Origin of the sequence: Aeromicrobium sp. YIM 150415, from assembly GCF_016918125.1 — a bacterium.
GTDB classification, from domain to species: Bacteria; Actinomycetota; Actinomycetes; order Propionibacteriales; family Nocardioidaceae; genus Aeromicrobium; species Aeromicrobium piscarium.
In genome coordinates this window covers 86,692-107,717 of record NZ_JAERWM010000004.1, presented here as the reverse complement: position 1 = coordinate 107,717, position 21,026 = coordinate 86,692, and the positions used below count along the sequence as shown (strand labels likewise).

At 67.9% G+C, this 21,026-nt stretch carries 23 protein-coding genes; 9 read left to right on the top strand and 14 right to left on the bottom strand.

The window, feature by feature from the left end; genetic code table 11:
• The first annotated feature begins 1 nt into the window (after position 1).
• Entirely contained in the window at positions 2-1,561 is a 1,560-nt protein-coding gene (gene purH / locus JL108_RS02205; protein ID WP_205196686.1) for a bifunctional phosphoribosylaminoimidazolecarboxamide formyltransferase/IMP cyclohydrolase, read from the top strand.
• Here purH and JL108_RS02200 read toward each other — a convergent pair.
• Positions 1,533-2,189 carry a TetR/AcrR family transcriptional regulator gene (locus tag JL108_RS02200; protein ID WP_205196685.1) on the bottom strand — a complete coding sequence of 219 codons (657 nt, stop codon included), beginning with the start codon at positions 2,187-2,189 and terminating at the stop codon, positions 1,533-1,535. The two genes, purH and JL108_RS02200, sit on opposite strands and share 29 nt — an antisense overlap.
• Positions 2,190-2,285: 96 nt before the next feature.
• Here JL108_RS02200 and JL108_RS02195 point away from each other — a divergent pair, with 96 nt between their 5' ends.
• Positions 2,286-3,143, top strand: coding sequence for a bifunctional methylenetetrahydrofolate dehydrogenase/methenyltetrahydrofolate cyclohydrolase (locus tag JL108_RS02195; protein ID WP_205196684.1), 858 nt, complete (start codon positions 2,286-2,288; stop codon positions 3,141-3,143).
• On the top strand, positions 3,140-3,418 hold the full coding sequence (locus JL108_RS02190; RefSeq protein ID WP_185972914.1) for a DUF3017 domain-containing protein: 279 nt from the start codon (positions 3,140-3,142) through the stop codon (positions 3,416-3,418). The genes JL108_RS02195 and JL108_RS02190 overlap by 4 nt, the downstream gene beginning before the upstream one ends.
• 92 nt (positions 3,419-3,510) lie before the next feature.
• On the opposite strand, the gene JL108_RS02185 is transcribed toward JL108_RS02190, so the two are convergent.
• The 7 genes from JL108_RS02185 to JL108_RS02155 all read right to left on the bottom strand — a co-directional run bounded on the left by JL108_RS02185 (position 3,511) and on the right by JL108_RS02155 (position 10,515).
• Positions 3,511-4,500, bottom strand: coding sequence for a malate dehydrogenase (locus tag JL108_RS02185; protein ID WP_205196683.1), 990 nt, complete (start codon positions 4,498-4,500; stop codon positions 3,511-3,513).
• A 54-nt stretch (positions 4,501-4,554) separates the two neighbouring features.
• Positions 4,555-5,136 carry a dihydrofolate reductase family protein gene (locus tag JL108_RS02180; protein WP_205196682.1) on the bottom strand — a complete coding sequence of 194 codons (582 nt, stop codon included), beginning with the start codon at positions 5,134-5,136 and terminating at the stop codon, positions 4,555-4,557.
• A gap of 88 nt (positions 5,137-5,224) precedes the next feature.
• Entirely contained in the window at positions 5,225-6,820 is a 1,596-nt protein-coding gene (locus JL108_RS02175; RefSeq protein ID WP_205196681.1) for a catalase, read from the bottom strand.
• A gap of 11 nt (positions 6,821-6,831) precedes the next feature.
• On the bottom strand, positions 6,832-7,296 hold the full coding sequence (locus tag JL108_RS02170) for a Fur family transcriptional regulator (RefSeq protein ID WP_143911266.1): 465 nt from the start codon (positions 7,294-7,296) through the stop codon (positions 6,832-6,834).
• 64 nt (positions 7,297-7,360) lie between these two features.
• The gene (locus JL108_RS02165) at positions 7,361-8,536 is read right to left on the bottom strand and encodes a winged helix DNA-binding domain-containing protein (protein ID WP_205196680.1); all 1,176 of its coding nucleotides are present in this window, start codon (positions 8,534-8,536) and stop codon (positions 7,361-7,363) included.
• A 386-nt stretch (positions 8,537-8,922) separates the two neighbouring features.
• Complete coding sequence (locus tag JL108_RS02160) at positions 8,923-9,708, bottom strand: glycerophosphodiester phosphodiesterase family protein (RefSeq protein ID WP_205196679.1); 786 nt, start codon at positions 9,706-9,708, stop codon at positions 8,923-8,925.
• Between the two features lie 81 nt (positions 9,709-9,789).
• On the bottom strand, positions 9,790-10,515 hold the full coding sequence (locus JL108_RS02155) for a GAP family protein (protein WP_205196678.1): 726 nt from the start codon (positions 10,513-10,515) through the stop codon (positions 9,790-9,792).
• Positions 10,516-10,632: 117 nt separating this feature from the next.
• Between JL108_RS02155 and JL108_RS20380 the strand changes: the two genes are divergently transcribed.
• Positions 10,633-11,847: a sensor histidine kinase gene (locus JL108_RS20380; RefSeq protein ID WP_205196677.1), complete on the top strand. Its 1,215-nt coding sequence runs from the start codon at positions 10,633-10,635 to the stop codon at positions 11,845-11,847.
• Complete coding sequence (locus JL108_RS02145; RefSeq protein ID WP_205196676.1) at positions 11,844-12,491, top strand: response regulator transcription factor; 648 nt, start codon at positions 11,844-11,846, stop codon at positions 12,489-12,491. Before JL108_RS20380 ends, JL108_RS02145 begins: the two co-directional genes overlap by 4 nt.
• A gap of 51 nt (positions 12,492-12,542) precedes the next feature.
• On the opposite strand, the gene JL108_RS02140 is transcribed toward JL108_RS02145, so the two are convergent.
• A complete protein-coding gene (locus JL108_RS02140; protein ID WP_143911272.1) occupies positions 12,543-12,893 on the bottom strand; it encodes a hypothetical protein in 351 nt (116 codons plus the stop codon).
• 259 nt (positions 12,894-13,152) lie between these two features.
• Here JL108_RS02140 and lysS point away from each other — a divergent pair, with 259 nt between their 5' ends.
• The gene (gene lysS / locus JL108_RS02135; RefSeq protein WP_205197046.1) at positions 13,153-14,610 is read left to right on the top strand and encodes a lysine--tRNA ligase; all 1,458 of its coding nucleotides are present in this window, start codon (positions 13,153-13,155) and stop codon (positions 14,608-14,610) included.
• Positions 14,611-14,930: 320 nt separating this feature from the next.
• On the opposite strand, the gene JL108_RS02130 is transcribed toward lysS, so the two are convergent.
• Entirely contained in the window at positions 14,931-15,368 is a 438-nt protein-coding gene (locus JL108_RS02130; protein WP_205196675.1) for a hypothetical protein, read from the bottom strand.
• 118 nt (positions 15,369-15,486) lie between these two features.
• On the opposite strand from JL108_RS02130, the gene JL108_RS02125 reads away from it, so the two are divergent.
• Complete coding sequence (locus JL108_RS02125; RefSeq protein WP_205196674.1) at positions 15,487-15,978, top strand: DUF4262 domain-containing protein; 492 nt, start codon at positions 15,487-15,489, stop codon at positions 15,976-15,978.
• A gap of 3 nt (positions 15,979-15,981) precedes the next feature.
• Here the strand turns inward: JL108_RS02125 and JL108_RS02120 are convergent, their stop codons facing one another.
• On the bottom strand, positions 15,982-16,617 hold the full coding sequence (locus JL108_RS02120) for a helix-turn-helix domain-containing protein (RefSeq protein ID WP_307837158.1): 636 nt from the start codon (positions 16,615-16,617) through the stop codon (positions 15,982-15,984).
• 95 nt (positions 16,618-16,712) lie between these two features.
• Between JL108_RS02120 and JL108_RS02115 the strand changes: the two genes are divergently transcribed.
• Together JL108_RS02115 and JL108_RS02110 are read left to right on the top strand one after the other, a co-directional pair.
• Positions 16,713-17,420, top strand: a complete 708-nt coding sequence (locus JL108_RS02115) for a hemerythrin domain-containing protein (RefSeq protein WP_205196673.1) — start codon at positions 16,713-16,715, stop codon at positions 17,418-17,420.
• Entirely contained in the window at positions 17,420-17,848 is a 429-nt protein-coding gene (locus JL108_RS02110) for a BphX family protein (RefSeq protein ID WP_205196672.1), read from the top strand. The genes JL108_RS02115 and JL108_RS02110 overlap by 1 nt, the downstream gene beginning before the upstream one ends.
• A gap of 10 nt (positions 17,849-17,858) precedes the next feature.
• Here JL108_RS02110 and JL108_RS02105 read toward each other — a convergent pair whose 3' ends face one another.
• From JL108_RS02105 to JL108_RS02095, 3 genes are all read right to left on the bottom strand, one after another.
• The gene (locus JL108_RS02105; protein WP_143911278.1) at positions 17,859-19,364 is read right to left on the bottom strand and encodes a tripartite tricarboxylate transporter permease; all 1,506 of its coding nucleotides are present in this window, start codon (positions 19,362-19,364) and stop codon (positions 17,859-17,861) included.
• A gap of 4 nt (positions 19,365-19,368) precedes the next feature.
• A complete protein-coding gene (locus tag JL108_RS02100; RefSeq protein WP_205196671.1) occupies positions 19,369-19,899 on the bottom strand; it encodes a tripartite tricarboxylate transporter TctB family protein in 531 nt (176 codons plus the stop codon).
• A 76-nt stretch (positions 19,900-19,975) separates the two neighbouring features.
• Entirely contained in the window at positions 19,976-20,965 is a 990-nt protein-coding gene (locus tag JL108_RS02095) for a tripartite tricarboxylate transporter substrate binding protein (RefSeq protein ID WP_307837157.1), read from the bottom strand.
• Between the last annotated feature and the right edge of the window lie 61 nt (positions 20,966-21,026).

Sequence of the window (21,026 nt, the reverse complement as noted above, 5' to 3'; positions counted from 1 at the left end):
CATGACCGACTCGTCCCGTTCTCCCCTCCGCCGGGCCCTCGTCTCGGTGTACGACAAGACCGGTCTGACCGATCTCGCGCGTGATCTCGCCGCCGCTGGTGTGCAGATCGTCTCGACCGGATCGACCGCGAAGACGATCGAGACCGCGGGTGTCGAGGTGACTCCGGTCGAGGAGCTCACCGGCTTCCCCGAATGCCTCGACGGCCGTGTCAAGACGCTGCACCCCCGGGTGCACGCGGGCATCCTCGCCGACCGCCGGCTCGAGCAGCACCGGGCTCAGCTCGAGGAGCTCGGCGTGGAGCCCTTCGACCTGGTCATCGTGAACCTCTATCCCTTCCGCGAGACCGTCGCCTCCGGCGCGAGCTCTGACGAGGTCGTCGAGCAGATCGACATCGGCGGACCCTCGATGGTCCGGGCGGCTGCCAAGAACCACCCGAGCGTCGCCGTCGTCGTGTCCCCGGATGCCTACGACGAGGTGCGCGAGGCGCTCGGTGCGGGCGGTTTCACCTTCGAGCAGCGCCGGCGCCTCGCGGCCCAGGCTTTCGCGCACACCGCCTCCTACGACGCCGCGGTGGCGTCCTGGTTCGCCTCCGTCTACGACGGCTCGGAGGACGGCTGGCCAGAGTTCGTCGCCGAGGCCTGGGACAAGCAAGCGGTGCTGCGCTACGGCGAGAACCCGCATCAGGAGGCCGCGCTCTACACCGACGGCAGTGGCGGTCTCGCGGGCGCCGAGCAGCTGCACGGCAAGGAGATGAGCTACAACAACTATGTCGACACCGATGCCGCGATCCGGGCTGCCTTCGATCACGGGCGTCCCGCGGTGGCGATCATCAAGCACGCCAACCCGTGCGGTATCGCGGTCGGCGAGGACATCGCCCAGGCCCACGCTCGTGCGCACGCCTGCGACCCGGTGTCGGCCTTCGGCGGCGTGATCGCCGCGAACCGCCCGGTATCGGTCGCAATGGCCGAGCAGGTCGCCGACGTGTTCACCGAAGTGATCGTCGCGCCCGGCTACGAGGACGGCGCCGTCGAGATCCTGCAGCGCAAGAAGAACATCCGCATCCTGCGCGCCGACGATCTGGGCACGTATCCTCCGGCGGAGTTCCGCCAGGTCTCGGGCGGACTGCTGGTCCAGCGACGTGACCAGGTCGACGCGCCGGGAGACGACCCGACCGGATGGACGCTCGTCGCCGGAGACCCCGCCGACGAGGCCACCCTCGCCGACCTCGCCTTCGCCTGGACGGCCGTGCGGGCGGTCAAGTCCAATGCGATCCTGCTGGCCAAGGACGGCGGATCGGTCGGCGTGGGCATGGGCCAGGTCAACCGCGTCGACTCGTGCCGGCTCGCGGTCGAACGCGCCGGCACGGAGCGCGCGCGAGGGGCCGTGGCGGCGTCGGACGCGTTCTTCCCGTTCGCCGACGGACCTCAGATCCTCTTCGACGCGGGCGTGCGCGCCATCGTGCAGCCCGGCGGCTCGGTGCGCGACGAGGAGACCATCGAGGCCGCTCAGGCCGCCGGCATCACCATGTACGTCACGGGGACTCGGCACTTCTTCCACTGATCCGGCGGCACGCCTCGTCCACGGACTCCGGCCCGGCGAGGTGGGCGGCGAGCAGGTAACGCAGCGACGTGGCCAGGTTGTGGGCCTCGACGACGTCGTCATCGTGGCTCTGCAAGCGGATGGCAGTGCCGACCATCTGGGAGATCAACGCCGCGGCCAGCTCGTCCGGCTGCTCGAGTCCGTGCTCGGTCAGCAACCCGGTGAGCCTCTGGTTGATGAGGCGTACAGCCTCGGAGATCTCCGGGCGGAGCTCTTGGTCACGGCTCGCCTGAAGGAACAACGCGAGGTCGAGACCCCACATCGTGCGGTCATGCTCGGCGAAGGTGGGGATGATCGCCCTCGTCGTGTCGTCGACATCGGCGAGGAATGACAGGTCGAGGTCGTGCAGGTCGACATTCTCCAGCGATGCCGTCCACCCGGTGATGTGTCGTCGAAAGGCCTCGCGCACCAACTCGGTGATCGACGCGAAGTAGTAGGTGGTCGCGGCCGTCGGCAGTTGCGCCTCGCTGGCGACGGCCCGGTGGGTGACTGCGCGGATGCCACCGAAGGCGTAGACGCGGACGGCGGCGTCGAGCAGTTGTTCTCGGCGCTGACGGCTGCGTTCTTGGGAGAGGCGGGCTCGGGCCACAGTGGTCGTTCCTCTCGGGAGGTTGGATGTGCATGTTGGGGGTAGAACATGATCCTACGGGCCAAGCTCTGATGAGCGCCGTGCGAAACTGTCCCAGTGACTGCGCAGATTCTCGACGGCAAGGCCGTCGCCGCCACGATCAAGTCCGAACTGGCCCACCGCGTGGCCGCCTTGCGCGAGCGGGGGATCGTCCCGGGACTCGGCACGATCCTGGTGGGCGACGACCCGGGGAGCACCTGGTACGTCGCGGCCAAGCACCGCGATTGTGCGGAGATCGGGATCGAGTCGATCCGCATCGATCTGCCCGCCACGGCGACACAGGAAGAGGTCGAGGAGGCCGTCGACCGGCTCAACGCCGACCCCGCCTGCACGCTCTACATCGTGCAGCTCCCGCTGCCGGCGGGGCTCGACGAGAATGCGGTGATCGGTCGTATCGATCCCGCCAAGGATGCCGACGGGCTCCATCCCACGAACCTGGGCTGGCTCGTGCTGGGCAAGGAAGCCCCCCTGCCGTGCACACCCCGCGGCATCATCGAGCTGCTGCGTCGTCACGAGATCGACATCGCCGGTCAGCACGCGGTGGTGATCGGCCGCGGCATCACCGTGGGGCGGCCGATGGGCCTGCTGCTGACGCGGCGCAGTGAGAACGCCACGGTGACCCTCTGCCATACCGGCACGCGCGATCTGGCGGCAGAGGTGCGCCGCGCCGATATCGTCATTGCCGCGGCGGGTGTGCCAGGCATCGTCACCGGCGACATGGTCAAGCCCGGTGCGGCGCTGTTCGATGTGGGAGTCAGCCGCGACGAGAACAACAAGATCGTCGGTGACCTTGCCCCGGATGTCTGGGACGTGGCCGGTTGGGTGACCCCGAACCCCGGGGGCGTGGGTCCGATGACGCGGGCGATGCTGCTGAGCAACGTGGTCGACTTCTCCGAGGCCCAGGCGGCGCAGTGAGACCACCGCGCAGTCGCGGATCGAGGATCTACCTGATCCAGCTGGCCGCCGTGCTCGTCGGCCTGGTGCTGGTGATCGCGGGCGCCTGGCGGGTAGGTGTGGCGACGGTGGGCGCGTCCTTCCTCATCGCGGCAGCGCTGCGCGCCGTGGTGACGCCCGACCAGTACGGCATGCTGCGTGTACGGGGCAAGGCCTTCGACATGGCGTGGATGCTGGTGCTCGGCGGATCGCTGGTCTTCCTCGCGGTCAACATCCCCTCGCAACCACCGCTATGACCCGCTGACGCGATGTGGCCGGTTGTGGCCCGTTTCCTCGATGAAGAACGGGCCACAACCGGCCACATGTCGCGCCGAGACGGCGCCGGGGCTCAGATCAGGCCGAGGGACCGGACCGCGTCACGCTCTTCGATGAGCTCGGCGGCGGTGGCGTCCATCCGTGAGCGACTGAAGTCGTTGATGTCCAGGCCCTGCACGATGGACCACTCGCCGCCGGAGCATGTGACCGGGAACGAGTACACGATGCCCTCGGGGATGCCGTAGGAGCCGTCGGAGGTGACCGCCATCGAGACCCAGTCGCCGTCCGGAGTGCCGTGCACCCAGTCGCGGGCGGCGTCGATCGTGGCCGAGGCCGCCGAGGCCGCCGACGAGGCTCCACGAGCGTCGATGATGGCGGCACCGCGCTTGGCGACGGTGGGGATGAAGTCGTTCTCGATCCAGGCCTGGTCGTCGACGACCTCGGCCGCGTTCTGTCCACCGATCTCGGCGTGGAAGATGTCGGGATACTGCGTGGCCGAGTGGTTGCCCCAGATCGTCATCTTCCGGATGTCCGCGACACCGGCGCCGGTCTTCGCGGCCAGCTGGCTGAGTGCCCGGTTGTGGTCGAGGCGGGTGAGAGCGCTGAACCGCGAGGACGGGATGTCCGGTGCGTTGCTCATCGCGATGAGGGCGTTGGTGTTGGCAGGGTTGCCGGTGACGCCGATCTTCACGTCATCGGCCGCGGCCTCGTTGAGCGCCTTGCCCTGTGCTGTGAAGATCGCGCCATTGGCCTCGAGGAGATCGCCACGCTCCATGCCCTTGGTGCGGGGACGAGCTCCCACCAACAGCGCCAGGTTGACGCCATCGAAGATGTGGCGAGGGTCGTCGCCGATCTCGACCGAATCGAGGGTGGGGAAGGCGCAGTCGTCGAGTTCCATGACGACACCCTCGAGGGCCCCGAGGGCGGGGGTGATCTCCAGCAGTCGCAGCTGCACGGGGGTGTCGGGCCCGAAGACGGCACCGCTGGCGATTCGGAAGAGAAGGCTGTAACCGATCTGACCGGCGGCACCGGTGACGGCGACCTTGACAGGGGACTGGCTCACGGCGTTGTGCTCCTCGTCTGTTGGGTACGTCACGAAACTAGCGCATGACCGGGCTCACGTCTCGGGCCGTGTGACGGTATAGGTCAGATGGGCGAACTGTCCGCGCCGCTCGACATCGACCAGACGCAGGCGATCGGGACCCAGGCGCCGGGGCAACAGCGGCGCGCCGGCTCCGAGTGTCGCTGGCGCGACCGTGGCCTGGATCTCGTGGAGCGCGCCGGCATCGTCGAACTGTCCAACGAGGTCTCCACCTCCCATCAGCCAGACATCGCGGCCTTGGGCACGGTCGGTGATGGCCTCGAGATATCCGGCGGGATCGCCGGAGAGGATCGTGATATCCGCCCCGGCCGGAAGGGGGAGATCACGGCTGGTGAAGAGGAAGGCGGGCTTGCCGGCGACAGTGTCCGGCCACGTCTCGGGGTGGTCGAGCACGCCGGTCTCGTCGAGCAGCCAACGATAGGTGGACGACCCCATGACCACCGCTCCGACGGAGTCGGTGAAGGAGCTGAAGGCGTCGGCGTGCTCGGGGTCGGCCGTGTCGCTTCCCTCGACGGCGAACAACCAGCTGAGCGAGTGGTCGGTATCGGCGAGATAGCCGTCGAGTGTGGTGGCGGTCAGGTAGACGAAACGGCTCATGTCGCGACTCTAGGCGGCGACACTGACAATCGGTACCGACGACGAAGGGCCGCCCATCGGATGATGGACGGCCCTTGTGCAGCCGGGGTCAGCCGGCGTGGGTGTTCGGCTCCGTGATCGGTGCTGAGGCGTTGGCCTTGGCCGCATCGTCCTCGCTGCCGGGATTGGGCTCGCCCTGTCCGGCGCGGACGAGCTCCTCGATCTTCTTGCCGGTCTGCTCGTCGACGTTCTTCCAGTAGAGGAATGCGCGCTCGAGCACGTCTCCCTTCACTCCGCCGAGCAGGTGGCCGGCGACGGTCTGGACGAAGGCCTCGCGCTGCTCGTCGTTCCAGACCTCGCGGACCAAGTGTCCCGGCTGTGACCAGTCGTCGTCCTCGGCGCGCAGCGTGTAGGCCTGGCGGACCATCTCGCCGTCGGTCTCCCAGCCGTCGGATACCGTCCCGGTCTCGTCGGCGTAGCCGCGGCCGAAGGAGTTCGGCGCGTACACCGGGGCGTCGCCGGAGTGCTGGTAGGCCATCGACCCGTCGAAGGTGTACGTGTTCTGGTGCTGGGTGTTCTTCGCCTGGTTGACCGGCAGCTGGTGGTAGTTGGTGCCGATGCGGTAACGGTGCGTGTCCGAGTACGCGAACGTGCGGCCGAGCAGCATCTTGTCCGGGCTGAAGCCGATGCCGGGCACGACGGCCGAGGGCTCGAACGCGGCCTGCTCGATCTCGGCGAAGAAGTTCTCCGGGTTCCGGTTCAGGGTCATGGTGCCGACCTTCACCAGCGGGTAGTCGCTGTGCGGCCAGATCTTGGTGAGGTCGAAGGGGTTGATCCGGTAGGTCTTGGCGTCCTCATAGGGCATGAGCTGCACTGAGAGGGTCCAGGACGGGAACTCGCCGTTCTCGATCGACTCGTAGAGGTCGCGACGATGGAAGTCGGCGTCATGACCGGCGATGCGGTCGGCCTCGTCGCCCGTCAGTCCCTCGACGCCCTGGTTGCTGTGGAAGTGGTACTTGGCCCAGTGCTTCTCGCCGGCCTCGTTGATCCACAGGTAGGTGTGCGAGCCGTAGCCGTTCATGTGGCGGTAGGTCTTGGGGATACCGCGGTCGCCCATCAGGTAGGTGACCTGGTGCGCGGACTCGGGGTTGAGCGTCCAGAAGTCCCACTGCATGTTGTTGTCGCGCAGGCCGTTGCCGCCGCGTCGCTTCTGCGAGCGGATGAAGTGCGGGAACTTCATGGTGTCGCGCACGAAGAAGACCGGTGTGTTGTTGCCGACGAGGTCGTAGTTGCCTTCGGTGGTGTAGAACTTCAGCGCGAAGCCGCGGGGGTCGCGCCAGGTGTCGGGTGAGCCCTGCTCGCCGGCGACGGTCGAGAAGCGCGCCAGCATCTCGGTCTGCACGCCCTTCTGGAAGAGCGCGGCCTTGGTGTAGGCGCTGACATCCTCGGTGGTCTCGAAGACGCCGAAGGCGCCCGAGCCCTTGGCGTGCACGTTGCGCTCGGGCACGCGCTCGCGGTTGAAGTGCGCCATCTGCTCGATGAAGTGGGTGTCGTGCAGGAGGATCGGGCCGTCGGCGCCGACGGTGAGGCTGTTGCGGTCAGAGGTCGCGGGGGCACCGGTCTGGGTCGTCGACCCGAGGTCGGCTTCCGGAGTGGGCTTGGCGGCGAATGAGGTGCCGTCGGTCGGCTGAGGAATCTGTGCCATGGTGACTCTCCTTAGTGGGTGGATGTGGCGGCCGAGCACGTAGGGCACAGGCCCCAGAACGTGACCTCGGCTTCGTCGATGGCGAATCCGTGGGACTGCGCGGGGGTGAGACAGGGGGCCTCGCCGACGGCGCAGTCGACGTCTTCGACCGCTCCGCAGGAACGGCAGACGAGGTGGTGGTGGTTGTCGCCGACGCGCCGCTCGTAGAGGGCGGGAGAGCCGGCGGGTTCGATGCGGCGCAGGAGGCCGGCCCGGGTGAGATCGCCGAGCACGTTGTAGACGGCCTGGACCGAGGTGCCGGGGAGGGTCTCACGGACGCTGCGGAAGACGGTGTCGGCGGGGACGTGCGGCTGGCGGGCGACGACGCCGAGGACGGTCAGCCGGCCGGTCGTGACGCGCAGACCGGCGGTCTGCAGTTGCTCGCGCGGGGTCGGATACTCGCCGGGAGGCGAGGTGATCGGAGCCGTTGCGGTCATGCTCCCAGTTTAGTCTTTGTTTTGAGTTCTTCAAAGAAAGGGCACCCTCAGTTCGGTCGCCGGGTCAGGTGCGGAGTTCTTTCTCGAGGGTGGTCCATCGCCGTGCGCGCGCCTTGATCACGGTTCCGTCGAGTAGGCGCTCGATTCGGTGCGCTCGGTCGTCGATCGCGGCTTGGCTCTCGGTGCCGATGTCCTCGAGTAGCCGGAGGGCCACGGTGGCGTCATCGCGGATCGTCCAGCCACCGACGATCCGTCCGTCGGCCCAGATGGTGGGGCCGGCATTTCCGACATTGTCGAAGAGCTGCGCGGCGTGGTCGCCGAGGTACCACGAGCGCTGTTTCCAGCCCATGGTGGTGGAGTCGAGGGCGGGCAGGAGGGCGACCCACGGCGGGGGCTCGGGGGTGGCGGCGAGGTCGTCGGATAGCGCGATCGCGGGGCCGGATTCGGTGTGAACCTCGGTCGTGTCGATGGCGGCCAGTGCGGCGCGGGCTGTGGTCTTGGTCCACCCGGTCCACCAGCAGAGGTCCTCCAGTGGGGCGGGTCCGTAGGCGGCGAGCCAGCGCCTGGCGATCTCGCGAGCGGCGTCCTCGGGGGTCGGCCGTTCGGTGAGCGCTGGTGTCCAGGTCTCGGCAGCGCACCAGGTGAACTGGGTCGAGGCCCAGGTGCCGGCCGGCTTGGCGCGGACGACGTGCCCCTCGGCGGACATCAGGGTCAGAAGGCGGCTGGCCATCGACTGGGTGGTGGCATAGCGGGTGCCCGCGCCGATCTCGACGCGGGTGGTGAGGATCGGGTCGGCGGCCGCGAGATCGGCGCTTCGGAAGACGCCGAGGGCGGGGAGTGCGCCTCGCGCGGCGGCGTGGGCGTGGTCGAGGAAGCGTTCTGGATCTTCGATGCCGGAGTCACGCAGCATGGTGAGTAGCTTGCGACGTTCGGGTGCCGCGACGCTGCGGGAGGTGGCGGCGAGGCAGGAGCCGGCGAGGTCGGCCGGGACGGCGAAGACGGTGCGTCGCATGGCCAGTACGCGGACGAGGGTGCGATCGGAGTACAGCGCTCGTTCCAGGTCGGCGATCGAGGGTTCGATGAGTCGTGCGCAGACGCCGATGGCCATCGAGGCGGGATCGGTGCTGTGCAGTGCGACGACACGCTGGGCGACTTCTTCGGAGCTGTCGGCGGGGGTAGCGAGCGCATGTCGCACTCCGATGCGCCGCCGTCTTTCAGCGCCGTCGATCGTCACGGTCATGGAAGGGATCCTAGGGTCGCCATCGGTGGTTGCTCGGCGGACCCGGCGTTCTCCGCGCTCGGTGTCGCCGCTCGTGAGCTGCTACCTGTCTCGCGGGCACGGAGGATGTGCTTCCGTGGCTGCTGGGGTAACCACAGAAGCACATTCTCCGTCCTGCGAGAACGGAGGATGTGTCTTTATGGCGGTCAGGGCAACCGCGGAAGCACATCCTTCGTCCCGCAGGGCCGATTCCCCTGAGCGTCGCCTCACGAGTCTTTTCAGCGCGCCACGAGTGCCGCTGCGGATGGCGGTGAGCCATTCCGCAGTTCGTCGGCGAAAGTACGGGATAGCTCACCACTCAGCGGCGCGAGCCCGCGCACCACCGCCGGAGCTCAGCCCGCACTACCTCAGCGCGCTACCTGGAGTTCGTGACGGATGACGTCGACCCGGTTGGTCGTGATGGCGTCGACGCCCATCCCGGCGAGGCGTCGCGCGACGCCGGGGGAGTCGACGGTCCACGCGGTGACGGTCTTGCCCCGTAGATGGATCTCGTCGATGACACGCCTGGTGAGAAGCGTCCCGTCGAGGTGGAACTCGTCGTAGCTGTCCAGATCGGCGGTGCTGGGCCGGCGAACGGCGGCCAGCGCCGTCCTCGCTCCCGGGATCGCGCGACGCACCGCGTCGATCAGTGGCCGTTGAAAGCTCAGGAAGGTCACGTTCGGCCGACGACCCACCGTGGCAGCGAGGGCGGCGGCGAGGTGGACGGGATCGACCTGGGTGGCTTTCAACTCGATGCAGAGGGTCTGAGGCCGTCCGCGGAAGGCCTTGAGGATATCGGCGATGAACGGAAGAGGGGTGCCGGCCCACAGGGGCCCCTTCCACGCGCCGGCATCCAGCCGGGCGATCTCCGCTGCCGTGAAGTTCCAGACCGGTTCCTCTGACCGACCGGGGAAGACGCGTTCGACGTCGGTGGTGCGCCGTAAGGTCTGGTCGTGCAGGGCGACGATGTGGCCGTCGGCCGTCTGGTGCACGTCGAACTCGATGCCATCGGCCCCCAGAGTGGCGGCATCGAGCATGGCAGGGAGGGTGTTCTCCGGCGCCGTGAAGCTCTGGCCCCGGTGGCCGTTGATCCGTACCCGGCGGGTTCCGTCGACGATCCCGGTGATGGTGCCTTCGGTCGGTTCAGTCGTCATGTTTCCCACGGTGCGCTCCCCGGGTGACACCTTCGACGCGAGAAGGTGAACAGCGGGCGACGAAACCGCCTCGGGCTGGTCTCAGAGGGACGAGAGGAGGTTGAGAACCTCCGGCACTCGGTTGAGAGCGTCGCGTGCAATGAGGAATCCGACGATGCCCACGATCCAGGCCGTCGTCTCGCCGCCGTTCTTCTCCATCCATCGAGCCACGCGTTGCAGCAACGGCTCGACGAGCCTGCGCGCCACCAGTCGCAGCAGCATCAGCACCAGCGCCGGCAGGATCATGACGAAGCAGTAGGCGGTGAGGAGAGCGAGCCGTTCTGCCCAGCTGAGGTCGGCTGTGCTGATGAGGCCGGTGGCGGCGAGATACGGCAGCATCGTCGCGACTTCGATGAGCGCTGCCGCGAGCGCGACGCCGACGAGGGGCAGGAGCCCTCCCTCGTCGCCCATGATCCGCGAACGCCAGCGCATGATCCGACCCGGCTCCTCCTGACGATCGACGTCTTTCTTCTTGCCGATGAAGAAGCTCCACACCAGCAGGGCGACGCCGACAGCCAGTTGAACGCGTGCTGCCGCGGGGTGGTCGAGGAGGGCGTCGAGATCGCCGATGAACGTGTCGAGGCCCGCGACGAGCAGAACGCCCACCGCGAGGTAGAAGCCGGCGACTGTCGTGAGGAAGACCACGATCCGCCCGGCGCGTAGACGGCCGGGGGTGAGCAGGAACCAGATCGGGATCAACAGCGTCCCGAAGCTCGTCGAGTCGATGAGGGCGAGCACCCCGAGCGGCGCGAGGAGTTCTGGCGTCATGACGCCAGTCTCTGGTGCATCGAGTCCGCTGACGTCGGGCAAGAGACTGAGGGCCGGCGGTCTGATCTACATCCTTCGATCGACTTCGCCGTGTGGCGGATGTGCTGGGATGTAGGCGTGGAGAGAATCGGCGCGGTATGGCGCGATCGGGTGCGGGCGACGGAGCGCAGTCGTGACATCAGCGATGCCGTCTTCACCTTCGCGGCCGGTAGTGCCTTCGTGGCGGTCGGTCTCGTCAATACCGGCGGTCGGTCCCCGGGGCTCACGGCGGACTCCCGCTGGCTGTACCTACTGCCGTTGACGGCGATCTGTCTGGTGATGGTGGCCAAGAGGCGCCACCCCCTCGCAGCGTTGGCCGCCGGCGCGGTCATCTTCGGTGTCGACGTCGTGATGGGCGGCAGCATCGGGACGCTTCTCGGTTTCTTCGATCTGATCTACGCCGCCGCCCTCCGCGGCCCGGCGACGTGGGTTCGCCGGCTCGAAGTGGGCGTGGGGGTGCTGGTGCCGGTCGCGGCGGCCACGACCTTCGTCGTCTCGGGGGACCCGCAGGTGAGTCTTCTCGTGGGCTTGGCGGTGTTCGCCGTGCTCGGCACGCCGTTGTGGTGGGGACGGTCGGTGCGTCATCAGACGGAGCTCGCCGAATTGGCGGCGGAGCGCGCCCGCGACCTGGAGCGACTGGCCGAACTGCGCAGCGAGGAGGTTGTGCGCGAAGAGCGCACGCAGATGGCGCGCGACCTCCACGATGCGCTCGCCGGTCAGCTGTCGACGATCGCGATCCAGTCCGAGAGCATCCTCGCTACGCCGACGGCGAGCCCGGAACGCCATGAACAGGGACTTCGCGCGATACGCTCCGCGAGCGTGCTGGCGTTGCGGGAGATGCGGGCGATGATCGGACTCCTGCGTACCGGAGCGGAGCCCTCGACCTCGCCGGCCCGCCTCGCCGAGCTCGATGAGCTCGTGGCGAGTTTCGCCGGTCAGGGCTTGCGGGTCGAGCTGGTCGTGCCACCGGAGCTGCCGTCGCTGCCCGCGGCGGTCGACCAGGCCGCGTATCGGATCGTTCAGGAGTCGTTGACCAATGAGCTGAAGCACGGCGGGGGTGGCGGTGTGAGCGCGGCGGTCACCATGCGGCACGGATGTCTGGGGATCGAGGTCACGGGAAGACCGCGCGTGGGAGCGCCGCCTGTCGCCTCCGAGCAGGGCGGTATCGGCCTGTTGACGATGCGCGAGCGCGCTGAGGCATTGGGCGGCACCTTCGAGGCCGGCTGTCGCGAGGATGGCGACGGCAGCAGATGGCGGGTCCGCGCCACGATTCCGCTGGAGGAGATCTCATGACGACTCGGGTGCTCATCGCGGACGATCACGCCGCCATTCGCTCGGGTCTTCGCCTGATCTTGGACGACGCGGACGACATCGTGGTTGTGGGAGAGGCTGGAGATGGGGCGGCCGCGCTCGCCAATGCGCGGGCCCTGCGCCCGGATGTCGTTCTCATGGACATTCGCATGCCGGGGACCGACGGGATCGAGGCCACCGCGTCCATCGTCGGCGAGTCGTTGGCGGATGTCCTCGTCCTCACCACGTTCGACGTCGACGAGTACGTGTTCGGCGCGTTGCGCGCGGGCGCTGCCGGGTTCCTGCTCAAGACAGCGGATGCCGCGACGCTCGTCGACGCGGTTCGTCGGGTCGCGGCGGGTGAGGGGGTGTTGGCACCCGAGGTGACGCGCAGGACTCTCCGCGCGTTCGCCGAGCAAGCTCCGGCCCGACCGGCGGTGCCTTCTGTTCACATCGGTGAACTCACCGGCCGAGAGCGCGAGGTCCTCGCGGCGCTCGGACAGGGTCTGTCCAATGCCGACCTCGCCGCCGCGCTCCTGATCACGGAGGCGACGGCCAAGACGCACGTCTCACGCGTTCTCGCCAAGCTCGGCTGCTCCTCACGTGTCCAGGCGGCGATCGTCGCCCGGGAGGCGGGCCTGGTCTGAGGGGGAAGTGGCGGCGAGCATGGAAGCCCGCCGCCACTCCTCATCGATGGGTCAGCAGGAGTAGGTGCCTCGCAGGTGCACCGGCAACGGGTTGTTGCTCGTCACCTGGAAGTCCCACTTAGCGACCTCGCCGGGGGCGACCGTGCGGCACGGCGGGTCGGGCTGGAAGGCGATATCCGGCCTGACGCTCACCGAGGAGTCGCCGCAGTTGTGGTAGCGCGCGACGCGGTGATCGATCGTGTAGGTGCTGTAGCCGGCGGGGACGGTCTGGATCCACAGGCTGGCGTCCGATGAGCCGCACGGTACCGAATCGGCGCTGGCCGATGAAGTCCCGAGGGCGACGAAGCCGGCCGGGAGCAACACAGCTGCTGCGAGCGTCTTGGCGAATGTGCGGAGTTTCATGATTCTCAGCTCCTTCGGCAGTGACTCTCTGGCATCTTCACCGTAAACACATGCTGTGACCTGCTGCACAGAGAGAACCTGATGATCTCGTCCTCTGCGCTGTGATACGAACGAAAGACTGTCTACCGACGGATCGCCGCATGGCCTGGAGATGCGCGAACGCGCTCCCCATGTAGGCGGGGATGATCCTTCCGTACGATGGGGGACTGTGACTGACGTGCCGCAGACCCCCGAGACCGAGGACGACCTTCCCGAGCAGATGCGGGTGCGTCGCGAGAAGCGCCAGCGCCTCCTCGACGAGGGCATCGACCCGTACCCGGTGACGGTCGAGCGCACTCACGACATCCGCGAGATCGTCGAGACGTACAACGCTGACGAGCTGGGTGCCGACCACCAGACCGGCGTGACGGTCTCCATCGCGGGCCGTGTCATCTTCCTGCGCAATACCGGCAAGCTCTGCTTCGTCCGTCTGCGCGAGGGCGACGGCACCGAGATCCAGGCGATGCTGTCGCTGGCCGAGGTGGGGGAGGAGCGGCTCGCCGCCTTCAAGCAGATCGTCGACATCGGCGATCACCTCCAGGTCACCGGCGAGGTCATCACGAGCCGCCGTGGTGAGCTGTCGGTGATGGCGACCTCGTGGCAGCTCGCCGCCAAGACGATGCGTCCGCTGCCGGTCGAGCACAAGCCGCTGTCGGAGGAGTCGCGCGCGCGGTTGCGCTATGTCGACCTCATCGTGCGTCCCGAGGCGCGCGAGAACGTGCGGGTGAAGGCCAAGGTGCTCGGCTCCATCCGGCGCACGCTCGACGATCTCGGCTACATCGAGATCGAGACCCCGGTCCTGCAGCACACCAACGGAGGTGCCGCTGCGCGCCCGTTCCACACCCATGTGAACGCCTACGACGAGGACGCGCTGCTGCGGATCGCGCTGGAGCTGCACCTCAAGCGTGCTCTCGTCGGCGGGATCGACAAGGTGTACGAGGTCGGCAAGACCTTCCGCAATGAGGGCGTCGACAACACCCACAACCCCGAGTTCATGATGCTCGAGGTCTACGAGGCGTACGGGTCCTACGACACGATGGCCGAGCTGGTGCGTGCGCTCGTCGTCAATGCCGCGCGGGCGGTCGGCAAGACGGTCGTCCCGGCCCGCGATGGCAGCACCATCGACCTCGAAGCCCCGTGGCGTCGGGCAACGATCCATGAGCTGGTCGCGGAGGCGACCGGCGCGGAGGTCACCGCCGAGACCTCCTTCGATGAGCTCGTGGCGCTCGCGGACCGCCACGAGGTGGCCTTGCAGGATCACTGGGGTGCCGGCGAGGTGTTGCTGGAACTCTTCGAGAAGCTCGTCGAGCACACGCTGATCCAGCCGACCTTCGTGTGCGACTATCCCGAGGCCGTCCGGCCGTTGGCGAAGAAGCACCGCACGACTCCCGGCCTGGTCGAGGCGTGGGATCTCATCATCAACGGCGTCGAGTTGGCACCCGCGTACTCGGAGCTCAACGATCCGGTGATTCAGCGTGAGCGGCTGGAGGATCAGGCGCGCCTTGCGGCCGCCGGTGATCCCGAGGCGATGGATGTCGATGAGGACTTCCTGCGGGCGCTGGAGTTCGGCATGCCGCCCGCCGGCGGCATGGGCGTCGGCATCGATCGGCTCGTCATGCTGCTGCAAGGCATCGGCATCCGCGAGGCGATCCTCTTCCCCATCTCCCGCCGGGAGTGATGCAGGAGCCGAGGCGCGCCTCGGCTGAAAGTGATGCTAAAACGGGTTACGGCGTTGCGTTTCTGCAGGTCAACAAGTGTGCTCCCCGCGCGAGCGGGGATGATCCGAGCGAAGCCTTCCGCGAGTTCCGCAAGTCCCAGTGCTCCCCGCGTGAGCGGAGATGGTCGGTTCGGGACGACGCGCAGTTCCGAGGAAGATGTGCTTCTGAGGTTGCTATAACAACCAGAAAAGCGAATCCCGCATCAAGGGCTGACGGAGGATGTGCTTTCGGGGTTGCCAGAGCAACCGCAGAAACTCATCGTGCGTGGCCGGGTGTCGGCTCACGGGCCGAAGGCGTGAGTGGGGAGGTCGTCGAGGGGGAGGGGTGCGATCGCGCCGGCGGCGCAGAGGTGAATGACCTCGCACCCGGCACCCGCGCCCACGGTCGCGCTTCGCACCGTGGCGGCCCATTCCAGGTCATCCGTCCGTACCGGACCGACGTCGGGACGGCAGAGCAGGAAACCGATCCGCCACCACGCGGGCTCGTGATCGAGTAGGTCGAGCAGCCAGTCGGCGAACCGCATCGACCGCTCCGGTGACAGTGGGCCCGTGACATCAGTGAGTGTGAGCAGAGTGCGCACAGTCCTGCCGTCGCGGGCGATGAAGAGGCACTTCAGACACACTGCCGACTCACGTCGGCCCCGGAGCAGTCGTCGCCAGAGGCGTAGGAGATCGATCTGCGAATGGACGGTCGACGGCAGTGGGCGAAGGAGCGACATGCGCACAGCCTGGACGAGGAGCGACGAGGCCGCGAACGGTTATCCACAACCTGTGGCGGTGGCTGTCCTCTTTGTCGGTGTGGGCTCATAGCGTGCGCACCATCGACAAGGAGGATGTATGGACGATCAAACACAGCTGATCGCGTGGCTCGATCAGGAGGACCGGCGCACCACCGAAACGATCCGGAGGTGTGGGGTCTACATCCAGTACGTCATGGGCGACCAGTCCCGGAACGAGACATCGTTCAGCTACACCACCGGCCTCTTCGGCATGGGACACCCGGAACTGTTGGCATTCGGGCTCTCCCCGGCCAGCGCTCGGGGTCTGTTCAACGCGCTGGCGAGCCGAATCCGTGACGGCGAGGATCTGAGCCCCGGGGACATCGTGACCTTCGACGACTGGCATCACCGCGTCATCGTCGAGGTCGTGCCCAACCCCGGACAGATCCTGCTGGCGGCCAACCGCTTCTACCAGCGTCCGCCCGAGCAGTCCGTGCCCGCTCAGCAACTGACCACGGACGACAGGAACGGACGATTTCCCTGGGACGACGGATACAGCTTCCCGACATGGCTCCAACCGCGGCCAGGAGAGTTCTCGGCCTGGGGATGATCGTCACCCAGCGACGAGGGCGGTCAGCTCGTCGATCAGCCAGGAGCGATAGCGCCCGTCGTCCCAGCCCGCCGCACGCAGATGTAGATAGGTGTCGGCAGAGACCAGTAGCCCCACCATCGTCTCGACGTGCCCCACGTCCTCTACCGGCACGATGCCGGTAGAGGCGAGCAGTGCCACGCCCTCGTGGATGCTGCGGATGCGGCGCTCATCGATACGGAGATAGAGCTCTCGCACCTCCGCGTCCGCATCGGCCGCCGAGCGGATCCGCAGGGTGAGCTCGGCCATCCGTTCGAGGGCCGCGGTCATGAAGCCCGCATAGGCCTCGATGAGACTGGCTCGATCCCGAGTGGCGAGGATTGTGCCCATCGCCGCGGTGTCGTTGAGAGAGATGAAGTCTTCGACACCGGCGAGCGCCATCTCGTACGCCGCGAGCAGGAGCGCCGGTTTGGGGCCGTTGAGCCGCACCGTGGGCACGGAGACCCCTGCCTCGACGGCGATGTCGCGCACGGTGGTGAGGCCGTATCCATCGCGAACGAAGAGCCGATGGGCAGCCTCGACGATACGGCGCCTCGTCGCCGCGGCCTCCGCCTCGCGGCGGGGCGACGAGTAGGTCCGCCGCGGCCGCACATCGCTCACTGTCTCCCCCGAAGGCTCTTGACGAAGTATTCGTTATTGCCCGAGTATAACGAATAGGTCGGCGCCGCCTGACCCCGAGCGAATCGAGAGTCACCATGACGCGCGAACCGATGAACAGTGCCCCGGCCGGCGGAGGCGAGCCACGAGGATGTGATGTCGCCGACCTGGCGGTGTTCCATGGCTTTCTCCTTACCCTCTTCGACGATGCGCAACGTTGGGTCACCGAATCGGCCGAGGCCCCTCCTCGCCACGTCGCCCGCATGACCCGGCACCTCGACCACGTGGTCGCCATCCTTCATGATCACCATCACGGCGAAGACCTGGTGCTGTGGGACCGCCTGTCCGGCCGCGCACCCGGGTGCGCGCTGCATGTCGACGCCATGCGTCGTCAACATGAGAGCATCGCCGCCCGCGCCGAGGCACTCAGCGCTGATGTCGAGCGCTGGCGGGAGACTGCGAGCGAGCCCGAACGCCAGCGAGTCGTGGCCTCACTGGAAGCACTGGTCTCTGAACTGCGTGAGCACCTCGGCCAGGAGGAGAACGTCATCGCGCCGGTCGCTGCGGTCGAACTCACGCAGAGCGAATGGGACGAGCTGGCCGAACACGGTCGTCGTGCCGTACCGCGTGAGCGACTTCTGCTGCAGCTCGGGCTCATGCTCGATGCCCTCAGCCCCGATGACGCCGCCCATCTGCTCGCCTCCCTGCCCGCCCCGGTGCGCATGATGTGGGCGGCGTTCGGCGTGCGCGTCTACCGGCGCCAGCGCGCCAGGCTGGAGCGCCGGTCCCCGAGCGAGGCGGCTTGATGCGGCCGCTGACAGCGTGGATGCGCGCGGTGGGTGTGCTGTACCTGGTGCTCGGAGCGACTTGGTTCCCCGGTATCGCAGAACGGATGCTGGACAGCCGGATTCCCGGTTTCGATGCGCCCACGGACGGCGTGGCTGCTCGCGGTTACACGGATTGGATGTTCGGATTCGGGATCGATCTGTTCGTCATCGGCGTCTTTCTCCTCGCCGCGTCACGACGACCCGAGCGCGCCACCGTCCTGGTCTGGCTGGTGATCACGCTCAGCGCTACCCGCGGCATCGGCTTGGATCTCTACCACATCGCGATGGGCTACCCCGTGGTGTCGATGGTGGCCTTCATCGCGCTGCACACGGCGATCATCGCGAGCGGCGTCTGGGCGCTGAGGGCGCAGGAGCGGGCGCCGGCGACGGCGGGGGAGACGGCGTGATCGCCAGCCGTCAGAAGTCCTGAGCGCGGGACTCGCGCGTGCGGCGCCAGAAGGCCCACACCACACCGAGGACGAGCAGCGTGTAGAGGCCGATCGTGATCGGGCTGCTCACCAGGGTGAGGGGATCGTTGTTGGAGTTCGCCATCGCATCGCGCAGCGAGTACTCGGCCAACGGCCCGAGGATGACCGCGATCAGGATCGGCGCGAGCGGCACGTCGTTGCGTCGCATGACGAAGCCGAGCAGTCCCAGCGCGCACATGATCGCGAGATCGACCGTGCTCGCGCTGGTGGCGTACACGCCGAGGCTCGCGAACACGGTGATGCCCGCATAGAGGTACGCCTGCGGGATCTTCAGCAGCTTCGCCCACAGCGGCGCGAACGGCAGGTTGAGGATCAGCAGCGCGATCATCGCGATGAACAGGCTCGCCAGCAGCGCCCACACGATCTCGCCGTTGCGCTCGAACAGCAGCGGACCAGGCTGCATGCCGTACTGCTGGAAGGTCGCGAGCAGCAGTGCCGCGGTCGCCGAGGTGGGCAGGCCCAGGGCCAGGAGTGCTCCCATCGCGCTGCCGGCGGTCGCATTGCCGGCCGCCTCGGGTGCCGCCACGCCACGGATCGACCCGGTGCCGAAGGTCGGCTTGGCGCGCCGCCGATCCAGCCGCCGCTCGGTGCCGTACGCGAGGAAGGTGGGGACCTCGGCGCCGCCGGCCGGGATGATGCCGAACGGGATGCCGAAGGCGCTGCCGCGCAACCACGCCGGCAACGCCTCGAAGAACTCGGGGCGTGTGAGCCACGGACGTCCCTGGGACGGCACCAGCTCGGCGGCATTCGACCGGCCCAGGCGGCTCGCGACGTGCAGCACCTCGCCGATCGCCAACATCGCCACCGTGATGACGACGATGCTGATGCCGTCGAACAGCGCCGGCACCTCGAAGGTGTAGCGCGCCGAACCGGTCGACTGGTCGATGCCGACCAATGCGAGCGCGAGGCCGAAGCCGAGCGCCGCGAGCCCGCGGGCCGCGGACTCCGACACGATCGTCGAGATCGCCACGAAGGCGAACAGAGCGAGCGCGAAATACTCCCCGGGGCCGAACTTGGTCGCCAGCTCGGCGAGCGTCGGCGCGAAGAACACCACGAGCACCGTGGCCAGCATGCCTCCGGTGAACGCGCCGATCGCCGACGTGGCCAGCGCCTGCGGCGCTCGCCCGGCCAAGGCCATGCGATGCCCCTCGAAGGTCGTCGCGATCGCCGTGGAGTTGCCAGGCGTGTTCATCAGGATGCCCGCGGTGGAGTCGCCGAACAGGCCACCGAAGTAGATGCCGCTGAACATGATGAGCGAGGCCAGCGGATCGAGGGTGAAGGTCATCGGCAGCAGCAGGGCGACAGCCATCGCCGACCCGAGGCCGGGCATCACGCCGACCGCAGTGCCGAGGAAGGCACCGACCACCACCCAGATCATGTTCTGCCAGGTGAAGACGTCGCCGAAGCCTCCGGCGAGGTTGATCAACTGATCCATGCCGTCACCACCGATCCAACAGCCCGGCCGGCAGCGCCAGACCGAGAACGCCGCCGAAGACGATCTGGATCACCCCCGCGAGGATGAACCCGACGAGCAGGTTCCACGCGACGCGGCGGTTGCCGAGCGCGGTCGCGACCATCCCGAAGAGGAGCGTGGCGGCGATGAGCCAGCCGAGGAACTCCAGGAGTGCGGTGAAGGCGAGCAGTCCGGCGAAGGCGGAGAGCATCGCGCCCCAGTTGGTGTCCTTGGCCTCGGCTGCCGCGACACGGCGCTCGTCCTCGGGCTTGCGGAACGCGCCGACGGTGAGCGTGGCCGCGACCGCGACGCAGACCGCGGCCACCAGCCATCCGAATCCCTGTGGTCCCAGCAGGCCGCCCTCGCCGACCACGTTCATCGTCAGGTTGCCGTAGACGAGGGCGAGGGCCAGGACGATCAGCAGCGCCGCGACGACCAGTTCGCCACGCCCCGCCCACCAGCCGCGCGGAGTCTCCTCGGCATCGGTCGTCTGCTCACCCGTGGGTCGATCGCTCATGCCGCCACCTGCCAAGAAGAACGATGGTAGGCGGGTCCCGGCATGAGGTGCCTCTTTGTTCGCTCGCTTCGATCGCTCATGACAGCCCCAATTCCTCGAGGATCGCGTCGATACGTTCCTGCTCGCCGACCAGGAAGTCACGGAAGTCATCGGGACCCTGCCAGCTCTCCTCCCAGCGATTGCGCTCGATCGCCTCGTCCCAGGAGGTGGTCTGCGTCATCTCCTCGACGATGTCGAGCAGTTCATCGCGCTCCTCGTCGGTGATGCCCGGCGCCGCCACGATGCCGCGCCAGTTGACCATGTCGACCTCCGAGTAGCCGAGGTCGATCATGGTGGGGGCATCCACGCCTTCGAGGGGTTCGGGCGCGACGACCGCGACGGCGCGCAGCCGACCACCGTCGATCAGGTCGCGGAAGTCGTTGTAGCCGCTGATGCCGACGTCGACGGTGCCGCTCGCGTCCGACAACAGCGAGAGCGTCAGCTCGCCGCCGCCCGCGTGGGGCGTGTAGTGGAGCTCGCCGGCCCCCACGCCGGTCGCCTCGGCCAGCTGGGCGGCGATCATGTGGTCGATGCCGCCGGCTGAACCGCCGCCGATCGGCATCGTGGGATTCTCCTGCCACGCTTCGACGACGTCCTCGAAGGTCTCCAGCTCGGAGTCCGACGGGACCGCGATGACCTCGAAGTCCTCCGCGAGCCGTGAGACCGGGGTGACATCGGTCAGCGTGGTGGAGGAGTCGCTCATCCCGATGCCACCGACCATCACGGTCCCCGTGACCATGATCGTGGTCGGATCGCCGGTCATCCGGGCCAATTGGGAGAGGCCGATCGTGCCCGCCGCTCCCGGGACGTTGACCACCTGCACATTGCCGACGATGCCGTCGGTGCGCAGGGCCTGCTGCATCTCGCGTGCGACGAGATCCCATCCGCCGCCGGCGGCGGCCGGGGCGATGATGGTGAGTGAGGATCGAGCCTGGGCGCCGTCGCCCGTGCCGCGTGCCTCGTCGACGGCGAACCAGCCGACGAGCCCTGCGAGCACGAGCCCGATGGCCCAACGCACTGCTGACACGAGACCCCCTGGAGTGTGGCGTGGGACACTATCCTGACACGACTCGGCCTACTGACTCGTA